Genomic DNA, 16,155 nt, shown 5'->3' with positions numbered 1-16,155 from the left:
CGATTTGCCAATGCCGCGACGGGACCTTATGTCTGGTCAACCAGACTGGCAATGACGGCACCGATGTCACGCGCTTTCCTCTTCGTTCTCGATTCTTTCGGCATTGGCGGCGCCGCCGATGCCGAACGCTATGGCGACGCCGGCTCGAACACATTCGGACATATCGCGCTGGCCTGCGCGGAAGCCCGCGCCGATCGCGAGGGCCTGCGCGAGGGACCGCTGAAGGTGCCCACCATGGTTTCGCTCGGTCTCGGCCGCGCAGCAGAAACCGCAACCGGCTTCCAATTCGACAGCAAAGCCGCCGTTTCAGCCTCCGCCTTCCACGGCGCCGCGCAGGAGATTTCGAGCGGCAAGGATACGCCGTCGGGTCACTGGGAAATCGCCGGGCTGCCCGTGCGGTTCGACTGGGGCTATTTCCCCGATAAGGTGCCCGCCTTCCCTGCCGAACTGACCGAAGCGATGATCCGCGAGGGCAAGGTGCCGGGCATTCTCGGCAACTGCCATGCGCCCGGCACGGAGATCATCGAGCGCTTCGGCGAGGAGCATATCCGCACCGGCCAGCCGATCTGCTACACCTCGGTCGATTCCGTCCTGCAGATAGCAGCGCACGAAGTTCATTTCGGCCTGGAGCGGCTCTACGAGTTCTGCAAGACGGTACGCCGGCTGGTCGATCCGCTGAAGATCGGACGGGTGATCGCACGGCCTTTCCTGGGCGAAACATCAGCCACCTTCGAGCGCACCTACAACCGCCATGACTACGCCGTGCCGCCGCCTGAGCCGACGCTGCTCGACCGCTTGACCGGGCGCGGCAGCCGGGTGATCGCGGTCGGCAAGATCGGCGACATCTTCGCCCACCGCGGTATCTCGGAAGTACGCAAGGCGCCCGGCAACATGGCAATGTTCGACAAGGCGCTGGGTGCGATGGACGATGCCGGCGACGGCGACCTGGTGTTCGCCAATTTCGTCGACTTCGACACCGATTTCGGCCATCGCCGCGACGTCGCCGGCTATGCTGCAGCGCTCGAAGCCTTCGACCGCCGGCTGCCCGAGGCACTGGCAAAGCTGAAGCCGGGCGATCTGCTCGTCCTCACCGCCGACCATGGCAACGATCCGACATGGCGAGGCACCGACCACACGCGCGAACGCGTCCCGGTCATCGGCACCGCACCGGGTCTCACGGGCGGCGACATCGGGCTCAGGACCACCTTCGCCGATATCGGCGAGACGGTCGCCGAACACCTCAAGCTGGCGCGCGGCCGCCACGGCGCTTCCTTCCATGCGGCGATAGGCGGCCATGCCTGAACTGCCCGAGGTCGAAACCGTCCGGCGCGGCCTGCAGCCGGTTCTGGAAAGCGCGCGGATCGTACGCGTCGAGGCGCGCCGGCCCGATCTCAGATTTCCGTTTCCGGCGAAATTTGCGCAGCGGCTGACCGGCAAGACGGTCATCGCGCTTGGCCGCCGCGCCAAATATCTCACCATACACCTGGACGATGGCCCGGTGATGATCTGCCATCTCGGCATGTCGGGCTCGTTCCGCATCGAGACCGCCGATGAGAAAGAGACGCCCGGCACGTTCCATCAAGAGCGCTCGAGGAATGCCAAGCACGACCATGTGGTGTTCCATGTCGTGTCGCCTGTCGGCGTCCAGTCTCGCGTGGTCTTCAACGACCCGCGTCGGTTCGGCTTCATGCTGTTTGCGGAAGGCCTGGCCGAGGCGCATCCGATGCTCGCGGGACTGGGCGTCGAGCCGACCGGCAATGCGCTGGAAGGCGCCCTGCTCGCCTCTCTGCTGAAGGGCCGCAGATCGCCGTTGAAGGCGGCGCTGCTCGACCAGAAGCTGATTGCCGGGCTCGGCAATATCTATGTGTCGGAAGCGCTGTGGCGCGCCGGCCTTTCGCCATTGCGCGAGGCAGGCACCATCGCCGGGACCAGCAAGAAGGCCAAGGAACAGAGCGAACGACTGGCCGAGGCAATCCGTTCGGTGATCGCCGATGCGATCGCCGCCGGCGGGTCTTCGCTGCGCGACTATGTGCACACAGACGGGTCGCTGGGCTATTTCCAGCATTCCTTCGCGGTCTACGATCGCGAAGGCGAGCCCTGTCCGACGCCCGGCTGTCGCGGCCACATCGAGCGCATCGTGCAAAGCGGCCGCTCGACCTTTTATTGCCGGACCTGCCAGCGGTAAGCTAGACGGTCCTTCAGTGCCGCAACCAGGAGGCCAGCCCATGAGCTATGAAACCATCATCGTCGAGACGCGCGGCAAGGTCGGCCTGATCACGTTGAACCGGCCTAAGGCGCTCAACGCGCTGAACGCGCAGGTGCTGGCGGATTTGCTGACGGCGGCAAAGGGGTTCGACGCCGATCCCGGCATCGGCGCCATGGTCATCACCGGTTCCGAGAAGGCTTTTGCGGCGGGCGCCGACATCAAGGAAATGCAGGCCGTCACCTACGCGGAGGCCTATGTGCAGGATTTCTTCGTCGGCTGGGAAGAGTTTACCCGTGCGCGCAAGCCGATGATCGCGGCGGTCGCCGGCTATGCACTGGGCGGCGGCTGCGAACTGGCGATGATGTGCGATTTCATCATTGCCGCCGACACGGCGAAATTCGGCCAGCCCGAAATCACGCTCGGCGTCATTCCCGGCATGGGCGGGTCGCAACGGCTGACCCGCTTTGTCGGCAAGTCGAAGGCCATGGACATGTGCCTGACCGGTCGGATGATGGATGCCGCCGAAGCCGAGCGCAGCGGCCTGGCCTCGCGCGTCGTGCCGGCCGGCGAGTTGATCGAGGAGGCGATGAAGGCCGCGGCCAGGATATCAGAGTTTTCACTGCCATCGGTGATGATGGCCAAGGAGGCAGTCAACCGCGCCTACGAGACGACGCTGGCGGAGGGACTGCGCTTCGAACGCCGGCTGTTCCACTCGCTGTTTGCGCTCGACGACCAGAAGGAAGGGATGGCCGCCTTTGCCGAGAAGCGGAAGCCGAATTTCACCAATCGCTAGAGTGGCGGCGGCGAGGACCAAAAAGAAGCCAAAGCGGCGTTGACGCGCCGGAAAAGCTGAACTATAAGCCGCTCCAATCGAGGCGGCCGTTGGCTGCCCGTTTGTTTTTTGCGCCCTGCGGCATCCCGCATGCGCCCACCAGATCAGAAGAGAGGCATCATGGCCAATACCTCCTCGGCCAAAAAGGCAACGCGCAAGATCGCCCGCCGCGCAGCGATCAACAAGAACCGCCGCTCGCGCGTGCGTACATATGTCCGCCAGGTCGAAGAGGCACTGGCTGCCGGCGACAAGGCAGCCGCGCTGGAAGCCTTCAAGACCGCAGAGCCGGAATTGATGCGCGCCGCGACCAAGGGCGTGATCCATAAGAATACGGCATCGCGCAAGGTGTCGCGTCTGGCTCACCGCCTCAAGGTGCTGTCGGCCTGATCGACCGTTCCTGAACTGTCGTTCTTTCAAACCCGGCCAATCGCGCCGGGTTTTTTCGTTTGCCGGCAAGCACTTAAAAAGAACGGCCGCAAAGCATGCCCGAGCCGCATTCCAGAGTCCGGAATGCTTTGCCGGCACATACACTCCCACTGATATTCCAATCCGCCGAAACGGCCCACGCCAATAAATTTGGCTGTCACAAATTGCTGATATTTTTCAGTGGCTTGCTGGAAGTGATCCACAGCTTGTTCACATCGCCTGTGGGCGACAGGCAGCAAGTTGGTGTCAAGCGAATTATTTCAGAAAATTTCAAACCGCACAGCCATTTTCATATTCGCGGCAAAAGGGTTTGAATCCCAATGGCTTTGTCAAAATATGCGCTTCCAGCACGGAGCCCGAACCGTTGTTCACTAACCAGATTCCTTAAAAATCCGTTAGAGGTGGCCTTGCCCTATCCACAGCGATTTCGGTAATGTCGGTCTATCGAAAGGGACGGGCCATTAGCCCTTAACCCAGCCTGAATCGGCCAGCTAACAGTGGCAGAATTCATGACGTGGATCAATTCCGCGAACGGGTATGGCTTGCCTTTTCGATACGATAGGGGACTGGCGTAATTGTACATGGCAGCTTGATGGCGCACCGGCGTTTTCGCCGGGTAGCACCGCTTTGCCCGAACATGTCAGACGGACTGGCCTTAAGCAGCCGGGACCGATCCCATTCTGACGAGGCAACGTCATCCGCCGGCGGCGGCGGTGGTGTTGTAGCGAAGATACGGTCGCCGGAAACATGGGTGCAGGAGGCGCACTCCCGGCGGAAAAAAGGTACAAAGGAAAAGGGACGCACAATCATGCAGAGCGGCATCGAGCGGGAGCTTACGGGCGACCTGCCATTTCCCGGAACATTGGTCGGAGCGCACGATATGGTGGCTTCCAGCGACGCGGAACAGAAGTTCGACCGGGTCAAGGCCCAGTTGAAGGCGCGCCTGGGAACCGAGGTCTATTCGAGCTGGTTCGGCCGTATGAAGGTGGCTGAGGCTTCCCGGGGCATTGTACGCATCTCGGTGCCCACGGCCTTCCTGCGCTCGTGGATCAATGGCCATTATCTCGATCTCATCGCCGATCTGTGGAAGCACGAGGATCCCGAAATCCTCAAGATCGAGATGGTCGTGCGCACCGCGACCCGTCCTGCCCGCAATGGCGTCGAACCAGAGGCCGTGCCGGCGCGCAAGATGACCAAGCATACGCAGACCGCATTGGCGGCCGGCACGGTCGGCCCCGGCAGGGTGGAGCGGGCGCCCGCCCCTCGTCCCGGCACGCCGATCGAGAGCGAATTCCGGCACAATGTGCTGGGGTCGCCGCTCGACCCGCGCTACACGTTCGGCTCCTTCATCGAAGGCCCGTCGAACCGGGTGGCTTTCGCCGCAGCCAAAGCCGTGGCGGAATCGCAGTCGAGCGCGGTGCGCTTCAACCCGCTGTTCCTTCATGCGACCGTCGGGCTCGGCAAGACGCACCTTTTGCAGGCGATTGCGGCCGAATCCCTGAAACAGAACCCGAAATCGCGCGTCGTCTATCTGACGGCCGAATATTTCATGTGGCGCTTCGCCACCGCGATCCGCGACAACAATGCGCTGACGCTGAAGGAACAGCTGCGCGACATCGACCTCTTGATCATCGACGACATGCAGTTCCTGCAGGGCAAGTCGATCCAGCACGAATTCTGCCATCTCATCAACATGCTGCTCGACAGCGCCAAGCAAGTGGTGGTTGCCGCCGACAGGCCGCCGTCGGAACTGGAATCGCTGGAACCGCGGGTGCGCTCGCGCCTCAATGGCGGTGTCGCGCTGGAAATGTCGGCGCCGGACTTCGCCATGCGCATCGGCATGCTCAAGCTGCGGCTTGCCACGGCCAAGGTCGACGATGCGTCGCTCAATATTTCGGAGGAGATCCTCAACCATGTCGCCCGTACCGTCACCGGCAGCGGGCGTGAGCTGGAGGGCGCGTTCAACCAACTGCTGTTTCGTCAGTCGTTCGAGCCGGCGATCACCATCGACCGCATCGACGAGATCCTGGGGCACATCTATCGCTCTGGCGAGCCGAAGCGGGTGCGCATCGAGGACATCCAGCGCATCGTGGCGCGCCACTACAATGTGTCGAAGACCGAGTTGCTGTCCAACCGGCGCACGCGCACCATCGTGAAGCCCAGGCAGGTCGCCATGTACCTGTCGAAGGTATTGACGCCGCGCTCGCTGCCGGAGATCGGCCGGCGGTTCGGCGGGCGCGACCACACCACGGTGCTGCATGCGGTGCGCAAGATCGAGGACCTTTCCGGCGTCGACAACACGCTGGCGCAGGAACTGGAACTGTTGCGCAGGCTGATCAACGACCAAGCCTGATCGGCGCGGCAAACGGAGCGCGCCGGGTTAGAGTATTCGGTCGTCGCGCTTTAAATTTTCTTGTTTTGATGCATGTCGTTGTCCCAAAACCGCTGCGCAGTTTTCGGCGACATGCATCGGTTGCCGGCCAACGTCCGCTTTATCCCCAGAAAGCCCGCTTAACCGGCGCGAACCGGTGGCCCGGACTTGCGTTTGCTGGCTTTTTCCTGTCAGTTTGCATAGATTCTGAGCCTGTTCAGACCTTTCGCGGGGCGCCGCCCACTGGTGACCCGTCCATTCATTCAAGCGAGCCTGTTTCGTCATGCGTGTTATCCTGGAACGGTCCAATCTCCTGAAGTCGCTCAACCACGTTCATCGCGTGGTCGAGCGGCGCAATACCATACCGATCCTGTCGAACGTGCTGCTCAGCGCCGAGGGCGCCAGCCTTGAAATGAAAGCCACCGACCTCGACCTCGAAGTGACCGAAGCGACGCCGGCAAAGGTCGAGCGCGGCGGGGCGACGACGGTTCCGGCGCACCTCCTCTACGACATCGTGCGCAAGCTGGCCGACGGCGCCGAAGTGATGCTGAAGACCGATGAGGACGGCAACGCCATGACGGTGACGTCGGGCCGCTCGAGCTTTCGCCTGCAGTGCCTGCCGCAGTCCGATTTCCCGGAGCTTTCGGCGGGGTCCTTCTCACACATCTTCCGGCTCGATTCCGTCGCCCTGAGAGGCCTGATCGAAAAGACCCAGTTCGCCATCTCCACCGAAGAGACGCGCTACTATCTCAACGGCATCTACCTGCACACGCATGAAACTGGCGGCAAGCTGAAGCTGCGTTCGGTGGCGACCGACGGTCACCGCCTGGCGCGCGCCGAGATCGACGCTCCGGCCGGGTCCGAAGGCATGCCGGGCATCATCATTCCGCGCAAGACGGTCAGCGAATTGCAGAAGCTGGTCGACGATCCCGATGTCGCGGTGACCACCGAATTGTCCGACACCAAGATCCGCTTCACCATCGGCAGCGTGGTTCTGACCTCGAAGCTGATCGACGGCACTTTCCCGGACTACCAGCGCGTCATTCCGACCGGCAACGACAAGAAGCTGATCATCGACCGCCAGAGCTTCGCCGCCGCCGTCGATCGCGTCTCGACCATTTCCTCCGAGCGCGGCCGCGCGGTGAAGCTTTCGATCACCGAAGGCCAGGTGACGCTTGCCGTCAACAATCCGGATTCGGGCAGCGCCACCGAGGAACTGGCGGCCGACTATTCGTCCGACCCGATCGAGATTGGCTTCAACGCCAAATATCTGCTCGACGTCGCTGCTCAACTCACCGGCACGGAAGCCAAGTTCATGCTGGCCGATGCCGGCTCGCCGACGCTGATCCACGACATGGCCGATGAGACCGCGCTCTACGTGCTGATGCCGATGCGGGTGTAGCCGCACTGCGGCACACTGCAGCATAGTGATTGCGGCGACTTCTATAGGCGGATAGCGGTTGCCGGAACAAAATCACATAAGTAAGCTCACACTTACGAATTTCCGCAATTATGCGGCGTTGTCGATCGGCTTTTCACCCGGCGCGGTGGTGTTTTCCGGCGACAATGGCGCCGGCAAGACCAATCTCCTGGAAGCCATCTCGCTGCTGACGCCTGGCCGCGGCCTGCGCCGGGCGCCCTATGTCGACGTGGCCCGCGAAGGCGGCGATGGCGGCTTTGCGCTGCACGCAAGGCTCGACGGGCCGGAGGGGCAGGTCGAGATCGGCACCGGCATCACCGGGGGTGAAGCGGCCGGCGAGGGCGGTCGCAAGGTGCGCATCAATGGCGCGCCGGCACGGTCGGCCGACGCCATGCTGGAATGGCTGCGCGTGGTCTGGCTGACGCCGGCCATGGACGGCCTGTTCCCGGGGCCTGCCGCGGACCGGCGGCGCTTTCTCGACAGGCTGGTGCTTGCGATCGATCCCGGCCACGGCCAGCGCGCGCTCGACTATGAGAAGGCGATGCGCGGACGTAACCGATTGCTTACGGAAGGTTCGCGAGACGGCGCATGGTTCGACGCCATCGAGATGCAAATGGTCGAAACCGGCGTGGCGATTGCCGCGGCGCGCGCCGAGCTGGTGCGCCTGCTGGCCGCCATGATCGACAGGTTGCCGTCCAGCGGGCCGTTTCCGCAAGCCGACATCAGCCTCTTCGGCGACCTTGAAAGCCATGTCGCCTCAGCACCCGCTGTGGATGTCGAGCAACGCTATCGCGACGCCCTTGCCGACGGCCGCGAGCGCGACCGCGCCGCCGGACGCACGCTCGACGGCCCGCACCGTTCGGATCTACTGGTGCGCCACCGCCCCAAGGCGATGCCGGCCGAACTCTGCTCGACCGGAGAGCAGAAGGCGCTGCTGGTCGGCATCGTGTTGTCGCACGCAAGGCTGACCGGCGAGATGTCGGCGATGACGCCGATCCTGTTGCTCGACGAGATTGCCGCGCATCTCGATGCCGGCCGGCGCGCCGCGCTGTTCTCGATCCTGGAGGAGCTGAACTGCCAGGCCTTCATGACCGGAACCGACGCCGCGCTGTTTTCCAGCCTGAGGGGACGCGCGCAGTTCCTCACCGTCGACCACGGCACGGTTGGGCCAACCGAAGAGACCTGACAAGGTTTTTGCTCCGCTATATGGTCGGGCAATGACCCCTGCCGCCCTCACCGACGAAGAACTCGAACGCTATGCCCGCCACATCGTGCTGCCCGAGATCGGCGGCGCCGGCCAGCAGCGGCTGAAGCGCGCACGGGTGCTGGTGATCGGCGCCGGCGGCCTCGGCGCACCGGTGCTGGAATATCTCGCTGCCGCGGGCGTCGGCACACTTGGCATCGTTGATGACGACATTGTCTCGCTGTCCAATCTGCAGCGGCAAGTGATCCACGCCACCGATACTGTCGGCGCGGCGAAGACCGAGAGCGCCAAAGCAGCGATCGCCCGGATCAATCCCCATGTCGCGGTGGAATTGCACGATTTCAGGCTGACGGCCGACAATGCTGCCGTTCTCGTCGCGCGCTACGACGTGGTCGTCGACGGCTCCGACAATTTCGAGACGCGCTATGTGGTGGCGGATGCCTGCGCGGCGGAAAAGCGGCCGCTCGTGCATGCCGCCGTCGGCCGCTTCGACGGCTCGGTGACGGTGTTGATGCCGTTCGGGACCGGCGCCGACGGCAGACCGAACCCTGGATATCGCGACCTCTTTCCTGAAGCGCCGCCGGAAGGACTGGTGCCGTCCTGCGCGGTGGCCGGGGTCGTCGGTGCGCTGACCGGCGTCATCGGCACCTTGCAGGCAATGGAAGCCATCAAGCTGATCACCGGTATCGGCGAACCACTGGTCGGCCGGCTGCTGCTCTACGATGCACTGTCGGCGCGCTTCGACACGATCCGTTACAAGAGAAACTGAGCTTATGGATCGGTCCACCAGCGTCCTTGTTACGCAGCTTGCCTCCGATTTCGAGCGCTGGGACGAACTGCTCAGCCTGATCATGCGCGCCTTTGCACCGATGGACGGCGTCATCGACCCGCCCTCCTCGGCACATCTGCTGAACGCCGGAAACCTCAGGGACAAGGCTGGCCGAGAGACCGTGTTGCTGGCCCTGCAGGATGACAGGATCGCCGGCTGCGTTTTCGCGCTGGAGAGAGCCGATGATTTCTACATCGGCAAGCTCGCCGTCGAACCTGAGCTTCAAGGGCAAGGCATCGGCAGGCGGCTGATGCAGGCTGTCGAATTTCTCGCCCGCAGCCGGAACAAACCGGCCATCGAACTGCAGACGCGAATCGAACTGACCGTAAATCATGCAACCTTTGCCGGTCTCGGCTTTCGCGAGACTGAACGCACCGCGCATGACGGCTATGACCGGCCGACCTCGATCACCTTGCGCAAGGAGTTGGCGTGAGCCTTGCACTCAGCTCACAGGAGCAGACAGTCGCCTCCGGCCATGACGGGGCGGCGATGGCGATGCGCATCGTTGCCGAAAGCGCTGCGCTGCTCGGCGCGCCGCGACTTATCCCGATCGCCTCGACGCATATAGACGGCGCGCTCTATCACGGCGATTCCGGCACGCTGTTTGCCGAAAGGCTGGTCGATAGCGGCGCCAGGGTCGCGGTGCGCTCGACGCTCAATGTCGGCGCGCTCGACCTGATGGGCTGCTCGCGCGTGCGCCTCGAAGAGCCGGCGCGCGGCATGGCGCGACGAATGATGGAGGCCTACCGCAAACTGGGCTGCGAGCAGAGCTGGACCTGCGCGCCCTATCAGGCCGGCCACAGGCCGGCGCTTGGCAGCGATGTCGCCTGGGGTGAATCCAACGCGGTGGTGTTCTGCAATTCGGTTCTGGGGGCACGCACCAACCGCTATGGCGACTTCCTCGACATCGCCTGCGCCATATCGGGCCGCGCGCCGGATTACGGCCTGCATCGCCCCGAGAACCGGCAGGCACGGCTGTTGTTCGATGTGTCCGGCCTATCCGCCTCGTTCCTTGGCTCCGAGATCGCCTGGCCGGTGCTGGGCAACCTCTACGGCCGTGAGGTCGGCAATGCGATCGGCGTCGTCACCGGCATATTCAGCCATCCCGGCGAGGATGCGCTGAAGGCCTTCGGCGCGGCTGCGGCATCGTCGGGCGCCGTCGGCCTGTTCCACATTGCCGGCGTGACGCCCGAGGCGCCCGACGCCGAGACCATCCTGGTGGGCGGCAGGCCGGAAACGATGATCCGCGTAACGCCGGAGATGGCCATGAAGGCCCGCGCCGGCCTGTCCACCGCAGCCACGCAGACCGCCATCGATGCCGTGGCGATCGGCAGTCCGCATCTGTCTTTGGCCGAATTCGATGCACTTGAGCGGCTGATTGGCGGGCGGCGGCTCAGCGTGCCGATTTACGCCTGCACCGGCCGCCACGTGCTCACCAGGCTGGAGCAGAACGGCAAGCGCAAGATGCTCGAAGCCAGCGGCGTCATCATCGTCGCCGACACCTGCGTGGTGGTGACGCCGATCCTGCCGGATCTGGCCGGCGGCGTGCTGATGACCAATTCGGGAAAATTCGCGCACTACGCGCCGGGCAATACCGGTTACGCCGTGCTTTACGGCTCGCTGGCCGACTGCGTGGAAAGCGCGGTTGCCGGTAAGCCCAGGTTTACGGACATCGCCGCATGAATGCTGCAGCCGACATACTGGTGCCGGGCAGCGGAGGCGAAGGACTGGCCTTGGTGCTGACCGCGCCAATCAGCTTCTGGGGTGGCGTCGATCCGAAGAGCGGCCGCATCGCCGATGTCCGTCACCCGCATCATGGCGAGACCATTTCCGGGCGTGTGCTGTTCCTGCCCGGCACGATCGGCTCGTCCTCAGCGTCAGCCGTGCTGATGGAACTCGTCCACAATGGCCATGCGCCGACGGCACTCGTGCTGCACGAGCCGGACGCGATCCTGCTGCTTGGCTTGATCGTGGCCAGGGAAATGGGCTGGCCGACGCCGGTAGCGCTCAGGCTCGAGCGCGACGATTTTGAGGCCTATCGCGGCAAGCGTGTGAGTGTCGCGGCGGATGGCGCCCTCACAACCGCATCCTGAACGCGGCCCGCTTCAAGTCCGTAGCGGCAGCACGCGGTCCGGCGGCCGGTGGCCGTCGAAGAAGGCGCGGATGTTGATGATCACCTTCTCGCCCATGTCGATGCGGCCCTCGATCGTCGCCGAACCCATATGCGGCAAAAGCACGACCTTGTTCTTCGCGGCAAGCTTCAGCAGTTTCGAGTTCAGCGCCGGTTCGTGCTCGTAGACGTCGAGGCCGGCGCCGGCGATCTTGCCGTCCTGGATCAGCTTGACCAGCGCTTCCTCGTCGATGATGTCGCCACGCGCGGTGTTGACCACATAGGCGGTGGGCTGAAGCAGAGCCAGGCGCCGCGCCGAAAGCAGATGAAAGGTCGCCGGCGTCGACGGGCAATTGACCGAGATGATGTCCATGCGGGCAAGCATCTGGTCGAGGCTTTCCCAGTAGGTCGCCTCAAGCCCTTCCTCGACCGCCGGCAGCACGCGATGGCGGTTATGGTAGTGGATCGACAGGCCGAAAGCCTTGGCGCGCCTGGCAACAGCGGTGCCGATGCGGCCCATGCCGACAATGCCGAGGCGCTTGCCCCAGATGCGCCGGCCGAGCATCCAGGTCGGCGACCAACCGGCCCATTTCTTGTCGCTGGTGAGCACATTGGCGCCTTCGGCCAGCCGCCGCGGGCCGGCCAGCATCAGCGCCATGGTCATGTCGGCCGTATCCTCGGTCAGCACGTTCGGCGTGTTGGTGACGGTAATGCCTTTCCTGGCCGCCGCCGCCACATCGATCTTGTCGACGCCATTTCCGAAATTGGCGATCAGCTTGAGATTGTCGCCGGCCTGGGCAATCAGCGCCGCATCGATCTGGTCGGTGATGGTCGGCACCAGCACATCGGCTTCCTTGATCGCCGCGACCAGCTCCGGCTGCGTCATCGGGCGGTCCTCGACATTCAGCCTGGCGTCGAAGAGTTCGCGCATGCGGGTCTCGACCGGATCGGGCAGCTTGCGCGTGATGACGACGAGAGGCCGTTTTTTGCCTGCCATTGTTTCCTCGAACCCGATCTCGTTGAGACCTCTTTAACCAAGACAGGCGAAACTGAATACCGGTCGCGGTGCCTGCCACTCCTGTAACAAGCGGTGCCGCCGAAGACAAAGAAAAAGGGGCGCCCGGACCAAAGGGCACGCGCCGAAAGGAATGAAAGTGTCTGGTTTCGCGTCGCTTCGCCTGATCCTCAGCGCAGCGCTTCTCGGCGCTCTCCTGCATTCCCCGCAAGCCGCGGCGCAAGGTGCCGCCGCACCTGTGCAGACGGTCACGCTCGGGCCGAGCGGCCTGCCGCTGCCGCGTTTCGTCAGCCTGAAATCGGCTCGCGTCAACTCGCGCGTTGGCCCCGGCGCCAACTATTCCGTCGACTGGATGTACACAAAGGCCGGCCTGCCGATGGAAATCATCCAGGAATTCGATACCTGGCGGCGCGTGCGCGATGCCGATGGCTCGGAGGGTTGGATCAACCAGTCGCTGCTGTCCGGCCGCCGGACCGCGATCGTCGCCCCCTGGCAACGCACCAAAGGTGGCCGAATCAATCTGCTCGACGATGCCGATAAGGACGCCAGCGTCATCGCCATCATCGAGCCGGGCGTTACGGGCACGATCAAAACCTGCGATGGCCAGTGGTGCGAAATGACCTTCGACGGCCACACCGGCTGGATCGCCCAGTCGCAGGTGTGGGGCGCCTATCCCGGCGAGCACGTCAAGAATTGAGATTGCTGGAGGCCTAACGGCCGATACGGCCGAGATGGGTGTCCTGAAAACCGGTCGACAGTTTGAGACCGTAGCCGAGCGCGCGGTCGACGGCGATGTGGATGATCCAGATCAGACCAATAGCGGTCGCCGTCGAATTGGCCAGAACATATCCGGCGAGGGCCAGCAACAGCGGGACGATCAATATGTGCAACGCGTTGTAAGCGACAGCGCCGATCCGTGCCCCGGCGAGATAGCCCAGCATCGACAGGTCGGGCGCCAGAATAAGCAGGGCGAACAGCCACCAGGAAACGCCTGACGCGGCATAGGCGACTATAGCCACGACCGCGACCGCAACCCATTCGAGCCGGATTGCAAAATCGACAGGTTTCACGGGTTGGGGCTTAAACGCTGCGCTTCGGGCGCAGCCTCACCACGATGTCGACATTGGCGATCTCCATGCCTGCGGGTGGCTCCGGCAGGTTGGAGACGGTCACCGGACCGCTTTCTATATCGAAGATCCTGTTTTCGCCTTCGATGTAAAAATGATGGTGATCGGAGGTGTTGGTGTCGAAATAGGTCTTGGACCCCTCGACCGCCAGGATGCGCAGCAGGCCGGCCTGGGTGAACTGGTGAAGCGCGTTGTAGACGGTGGCGAGCGAGACCGGCACGCCGGCGGCGACCGCCTCTTCATGCAGTTCCTCGGCCGAAAGGTGGCGGTCGCCCTTGGCAAACAGCAGATCGGCCAGCGCAATGCGTTGGCGTGTCGGCCTAAGGCCGGCTTCGCGAACCCGCTTGTCCACAGCGACATTTTCCTTCCGGCCGCCCAGATCCATCTATCCGTCCAAGCCCACAGTTCTGCCTCAAGACACGCCCAGAGTGGCGAAAAAACGTCATCAACCGAAACTGGATACCTCCCGACATATATTCTGTTGGCGGAATACGATCAATAGAGCGACGTGCGTCCAGTTGGACGCACTAAGTGCGCTCTATCGCTTTTTGGCGTCGCATCGTGCTTTCCGGAATCGAGATCGATTTCGGGCCGATGCGAGAGCGCGCATTGACCCGGGCAGACGGGCGGGTTAAGCGCAAACGCCGGTTTCCGGACCGAAAGGGATTGTGTTAGGAAACCAACGACAAGGGCGCCCCACCGCCCGGGACATTATGGGGACGAGACATATGGCGGGTTCGAAATCCAGCTACGGTTATGAGGAATTGCTTGCCTGCGCCCGCGGCGAGCTGTTTGGGCCCGGCAACGCCCAGCTGCCCTATCCGCCGATGCTGATGTTCGACCGCATCACCGAGATCAGCGAGACCGGCGGCGCCCACGACAAGGGCTTCATCCGCGCCGAATTCGACATCAAGCCGGACCTGTGGTTTTTCGCCTGCCATTTCATCGGCAATCCGATCATGCCGGGGTGCCTGGGCCTCGACGCCATGTGGCAATTGACGGGTTTCTACCTCGGCTGGCTCGGCGAGCCGGGCAAGGGAATGGCGCTGTCGACCGGCGAAGTGAAGTTCAAGGGGATGGTGACGCCTTCGGTCAAGAAAGTGGAATACGGCATCGATTTCAAGCGCGTCATGCGCGGACGCCTGGTTCTCGGCATCGCCGATGGCTGGCTTAAAGCCGACGGCGAACCCATATACGCGGCGACAGACCTCAAAGTGGGGCTGTCCAAGCAATCGGCCGCCTGACCGGCGCCACTGCAGCAGGGCGTTCCCGGACGCGCAACGACGCTGCGGCATTTTGGTTTTGCGTATGATCGCCGGCGAAAACCGACTAGGGTTTCGGGATCATCCGCTGGAAGGAGTTGCGAATGAGAAGGGTCGTCGTCACAGGCCTCGGCATCGTATCGTCGATCGGCAACAACGCCAACGAGGTGCAATCCTCGCTCCACGATGCCAAATCAGGCATCAGCTTCTCCGATTCCTTCGCCGAACACGGGTTCCGCTGCCAGGTCTGGGGCGCGCCGACGCTCGACCCGACCCCTATGATCGACCGGCGCGCCATGCGCTTCCTGAGCCAGGGCGCGGCCTGGAACCATGTCGCGATGGACCAGGCGATCGCCGACGCCGGGCTTGGCGAAAGCGACATCACCAATGAGCGCACCGGCATTGTCATGGGCTCGGGTGGCCCCTCGACCCGCACCATCGTCGAGGCTGCCGAGACCACGCTCAAGAACAACAGCCCCAAGCGCATCGGTCCGTTCGCGGTGCCGAAGGCGATGTCGTCGACCGCGTCGGCGACGCTCGCCACCTGGTTCAAGATCCACGGCGTCAACTATTCGATCTCGTCGGCCTGCTCGACCTCGGCGCATTGCATCGGCAACGCCTACGAACTGATCCAGTGGGGCAAGCAGGATGTGATGTTTGCCGGCGGCCATGAGGACCTCGACTGGACGATGTCGGACCTGTTCGATGCCATGGGGGCGATGTCGTCGAAGTATAACGACAAGGCGTCAACAGCTTCCCGCGCGTATGACGCCAATCGCGATGGCTTCGTCATCGCGGGCGGCGCGGGCGTCCTCATCCTGGAGGAGCTCGAACACGCCAAGGCGCGCGGCGCCAAGATCTACGCTGAGATCGTCGGCTATGGCGCGACGTCGGACGGTTACGACATGGTGGCGCCGTCGGGCGAAGGCGCGGTGCGCTGCATGCGCCAGGCTCTAGCGACGGTGTCCGCGCCGGTCGACTACATCAACACCCACGGCACCTCGACGCCGGTCGGCGATTCCCGGGAAATGGGCGCCATCCGAGAGGTGTTCGGCGACAAGATGCCGTTCATCACCTCGACCAAGTCGCTGACCGGCCATTCCCTTGGTGCCGCCGGCGTACAGGAATCGATCTACTCGATCCTGATGATGCAAGGCGGCTTCATCGGCGAGAGCGCCCATATCGAAAACCTCGATCCCGAATTCGAGGGCATGCCGATCGTGCGCAAGCGCATCGACGACGCCAGGATCGACACGGTTTTGTCCAACTCGTTCGGCTTCGGTGGCACCAACGCAACGCTGATTTTCCAGCGCTATTCCGCATAAGGCCAGCGTTTTTTTGTAGGGGGATTGC

Annotated in this window: 19 protein-coding genes; 14 read left to right on the top strand and 5 right to left on the bottom strand. The window is 63.4% G+C overall.

The features are described 5' to 3' along the window. The first annotated feature begins 63 nt into the window (after nt 1–63). From ACYG9Z_RS18115 to rpsT, 4 genes are all read left to right on the top strand, one after another. On the top strand, nt 64–1,302 hold the full coding sequence (locus ACYG9Z_RS18115; protein WP_023751933.1) for a phosphopentomutase: 1,239 nt from the start codon (nt 64–66) through the stop codon (nt 1,300–1,302). Continuing rightward, nucleotides 1,295–2,185, top strand: coding sequence for a bifunctional DNA-formamidopyrimidine glycosylase/DNA-(apurinic or apyrimidinic site) lyase (gene mutM / locus ACYG9Z_RS18110; protein WP_023681993.1), 891 nt, complete (start codon nt 1,295–1,297; stop codon nt 2,183–2,185). Before ACYG9Z_RS18115 ends, mutM begins: the two co-directional genes overlap by 8 nt. A gap of 40 nt (nt 2,186–2,225) precedes the next feature. Continuing rightward, complete coding sequence (locus ACYG9Z_RS18105) at nt 2,226–2,999, top strand: enoyl-CoA hydratase (protein ID WP_023681994.1); 774 nt, start codon at nt 2,226–2,228, stop codon at nt 2,997–2,999. A 159-nt stretch (nt 3,000–3,158) separates the two neighbouring features. After that, nucleotides 3,159–3,425, top strand: coding sequence for a 30S ribosomal protein S20 (gene rpsT / locus ACYG9Z_RS18100; protein WP_023681995.1), 267 nt, complete (start codon nt 3,159–3,161; stop codon nt 3,423–3,425). A 26-nt stretch (nt 3,426–3,451) separates the two neighbouring features. Here the strand turns inward: rpsT and ACYG9Z_RS18095 are convergent, their stop codons facing one another. Further along, a complete protein-coding gene (locus tag ACYG9Z_RS18095; RefSeq protein ID WP_156931527.1) occupies nt 3,452–3,703 on the bottom strand; it encodes a hypothetical protein in 252 nt (83 codons plus the stop codon). A gap of 569 nt (nt 3,704–4,272) precedes the next feature. Here ACYG9Z_RS18095 and dnaA point away from each other — a divergent pair. Continuing rightward, nucleotides 4,273–5,817 (top strand): chromosomal replication initiator protein DnaA, encoded by a 1,545-nt coding sequence (gene dnaA, locus ACYG9Z_RS18090; protein WP_031208576.1) that lies wholly within the window; start codon nt 4,273–4,275, stop codon nt 5,815–5,817. Between the two features lie 27 nt (nt 5,818–5,844). On the opposite strand, the gene ACYG9Z_RS18085 is transcribed toward dnaA, so the two are convergent. Further along, nucleotides 5,845–6,120, bottom strand: a complete 276-nt coding sequence (locus ACYG9Z_RS18085) for a hypothetical protein (RefSeq protein WP_155922476.1) — start codon at nt 6,118–6,120, stop codon at nt 5,845–5,847. Here ACYG9Z_RS18085 and dnaN point away from each other — a divergent pair. Genes dnaN through ACYG9Z_RS18055 form a run of 6 tightly spaced genes read left to right on the top strand, consistent with a single transcriptional unit; the run spans nt 6,119 to nt 11,381 of the window. Then, a complete protein-coding gene (dnaN, locus tag ACYG9Z_RS18080; RefSeq protein ID WP_023669575.1) occupies nt 6,119–7,237 on the top strand; it encodes a DNA polymerase III subunit beta in 1,119 nt (372 codons plus the stop codon). The genes ACYG9Z_RS18085 and dnaN overlap by 2 nt on opposite strands. 58 nt (nt 7,238–7,295) lie before the next feature. Then, nucleotides 7,296–8,441: a DNA replication/repair protein RecF gene (gene recF / locus ACYG9Z_RS18075; RefSeq protein WP_023669574.1), complete on the top strand. Its 1,146-nt coding sequence runs from the start codon at nt 7,296–7,298 to the stop codon at nt 8,439–8,441. A gap of 31 nt (nt 8,442–8,472) precedes the next feature. Beyond that, entirely contained in the window at nt 8,473–9,228 is a 756-nt protein-coding gene (locus tag ACYG9Z_RS18070) for a molybdopterin-synthase adenylyltransferase MoeB (protein WP_023740762.1), read from the top strand. Between the two features lie 4 nt (nt 9,229–9,232). Continuing rightward, entirely contained in the window at nt 9,233–9,721 is a 489-nt protein-coding gene (locus ACYG9Z_RS18065; RefSeq protein WP_023669573.1) for a GNAT family N-acetyltransferase, read from the top strand. After that, on the top strand, nt 9,718–10,971 hold the full coding sequence (locus ACYG9Z_RS18060; RefSeq protein ID WP_023669572.1) for an aconitase X: 1,254 nt from the start codon (nt 9,718–9,720) through the stop codon (nt 10,969–10,971). Before ACYG9Z_RS18065 ends, ACYG9Z_RS18060 begins: the two co-directional genes overlap by 4 nt. Beyond that, nucleotides 10,968–11,381 (top strand): aconitase X swivel domain-containing protein, encoded by a 414-nt coding sequence (locus ACYG9Z_RS18055; RefSeq protein ID WP_023669571.1) that lies wholly within the window; start codon nt 10,968–10,970, stop codon nt 11,379–11,381. Before ACYG9Z_RS18060 ends, ACYG9Z_RS18055 begins: the two co-directional genes overlap by 4 nt. A gap of 12 nt (nt 11,382–11,393) precedes the next feature. On the opposite strand, the gene ACYG9Z_RS18050 is transcribed toward ACYG9Z_RS18055, so the two are convergent. After that, nucleotides 11,394–12,395: a 2-hydroxyacid dehydrogenase gene (locus ACYG9Z_RS18050; RefSeq protein WP_023669570.1), complete on the bottom strand. Its 1,002-nt coding sequence runs from the start codon at nt 12,393–12,395 to the stop codon at nt 11,394–11,396. 157 nt (nt 12,396–12,552) lie between these two features. Here ACYG9Z_RS18050 and ACYG9Z_RS18045 point away from each other — a divergent pair, with 157 nt between their 5' ends. Next, complete coding sequence (locus ACYG9Z_RS18045) at nt 12,553–13,110, top strand: SH3 domain-containing protein (protein ID WP_023669569.1); 558 nt, start codon at nt 12,553–12,555, stop codon at nt 13,108–13,110. 13 nt (nt 13,111–13,123) lie between these two features. Here the strand turns inward: ACYG9Z_RS18045 and ACYG9Z_RS18040 are convergent, their stop codons facing one another. After that, nucleotides 13,124–13,483 (bottom strand): DUF4260 domain-containing protein, encoded by a 360-nt coding sequence (locus ACYG9Z_RS18040; protein WP_023669568.1) that lies wholly within the window; start codon nt 13,481–13,483, stop codon nt 13,124–13,126. A gap of 10 nt (nt 13,484–13,493) precedes the next feature. Beyond that, the gene (irrA, locus tag ACYG9Z_RS18035) at nt 13,494–13,925 is read right to left on the bottom strand and encodes an iron response transcriptional regulator IrrA (RefSeq protein WP_031193300.1); all 432 of its coding nucleotides are present in this window, start codon (nt 13,923–13,925) and stop codon (nt 13,494–13,496) included. A 343-nt stretch (nt 13,926–14,268) separates the two neighbouring features. On the opposite strand from irrA, the gene fabA reads away from it, so the two are divergent. Both fabA and fabB read left to right on the top strand, forming a co-directional pair. After that, the gene (gene fabA / locus ACYG9Z_RS18030; RefSeq protein WP_023669566.1) at nt 14,269–14,784 is read left to right on the top strand and encodes a 3-hydroxyacyl-[acyl-carrier-protein] dehydratase FabA; all 516 of its coding nucleotides are present in this window, start codon (nt 14,269–14,271) and stop codon (nt 14,782–14,784) included. A gap of 122 nt (nt 14,785–14,906) precedes the next feature. Beyond that, entirely contained in the window at nt 14,907–16,127 is a 1,221-nt protein-coding gene (fabB, locus tag ACYG9Z_RS18025; protein ID WP_023682004.1) for a beta-ketoacyl-ACP synthase I, read from the top strand. Nucleotides 16,128–16,155 lie beyond the last annotated feature (28 nt).

Source organism: Mesorhizobium sp. RSR380A, from assembly GCF_054719385.1.
The sequence above is the reverse complement of the archived record's forward strand: the minus strand, read 5'-3'. Positions and strand labels throughout refer to the sequence as shown.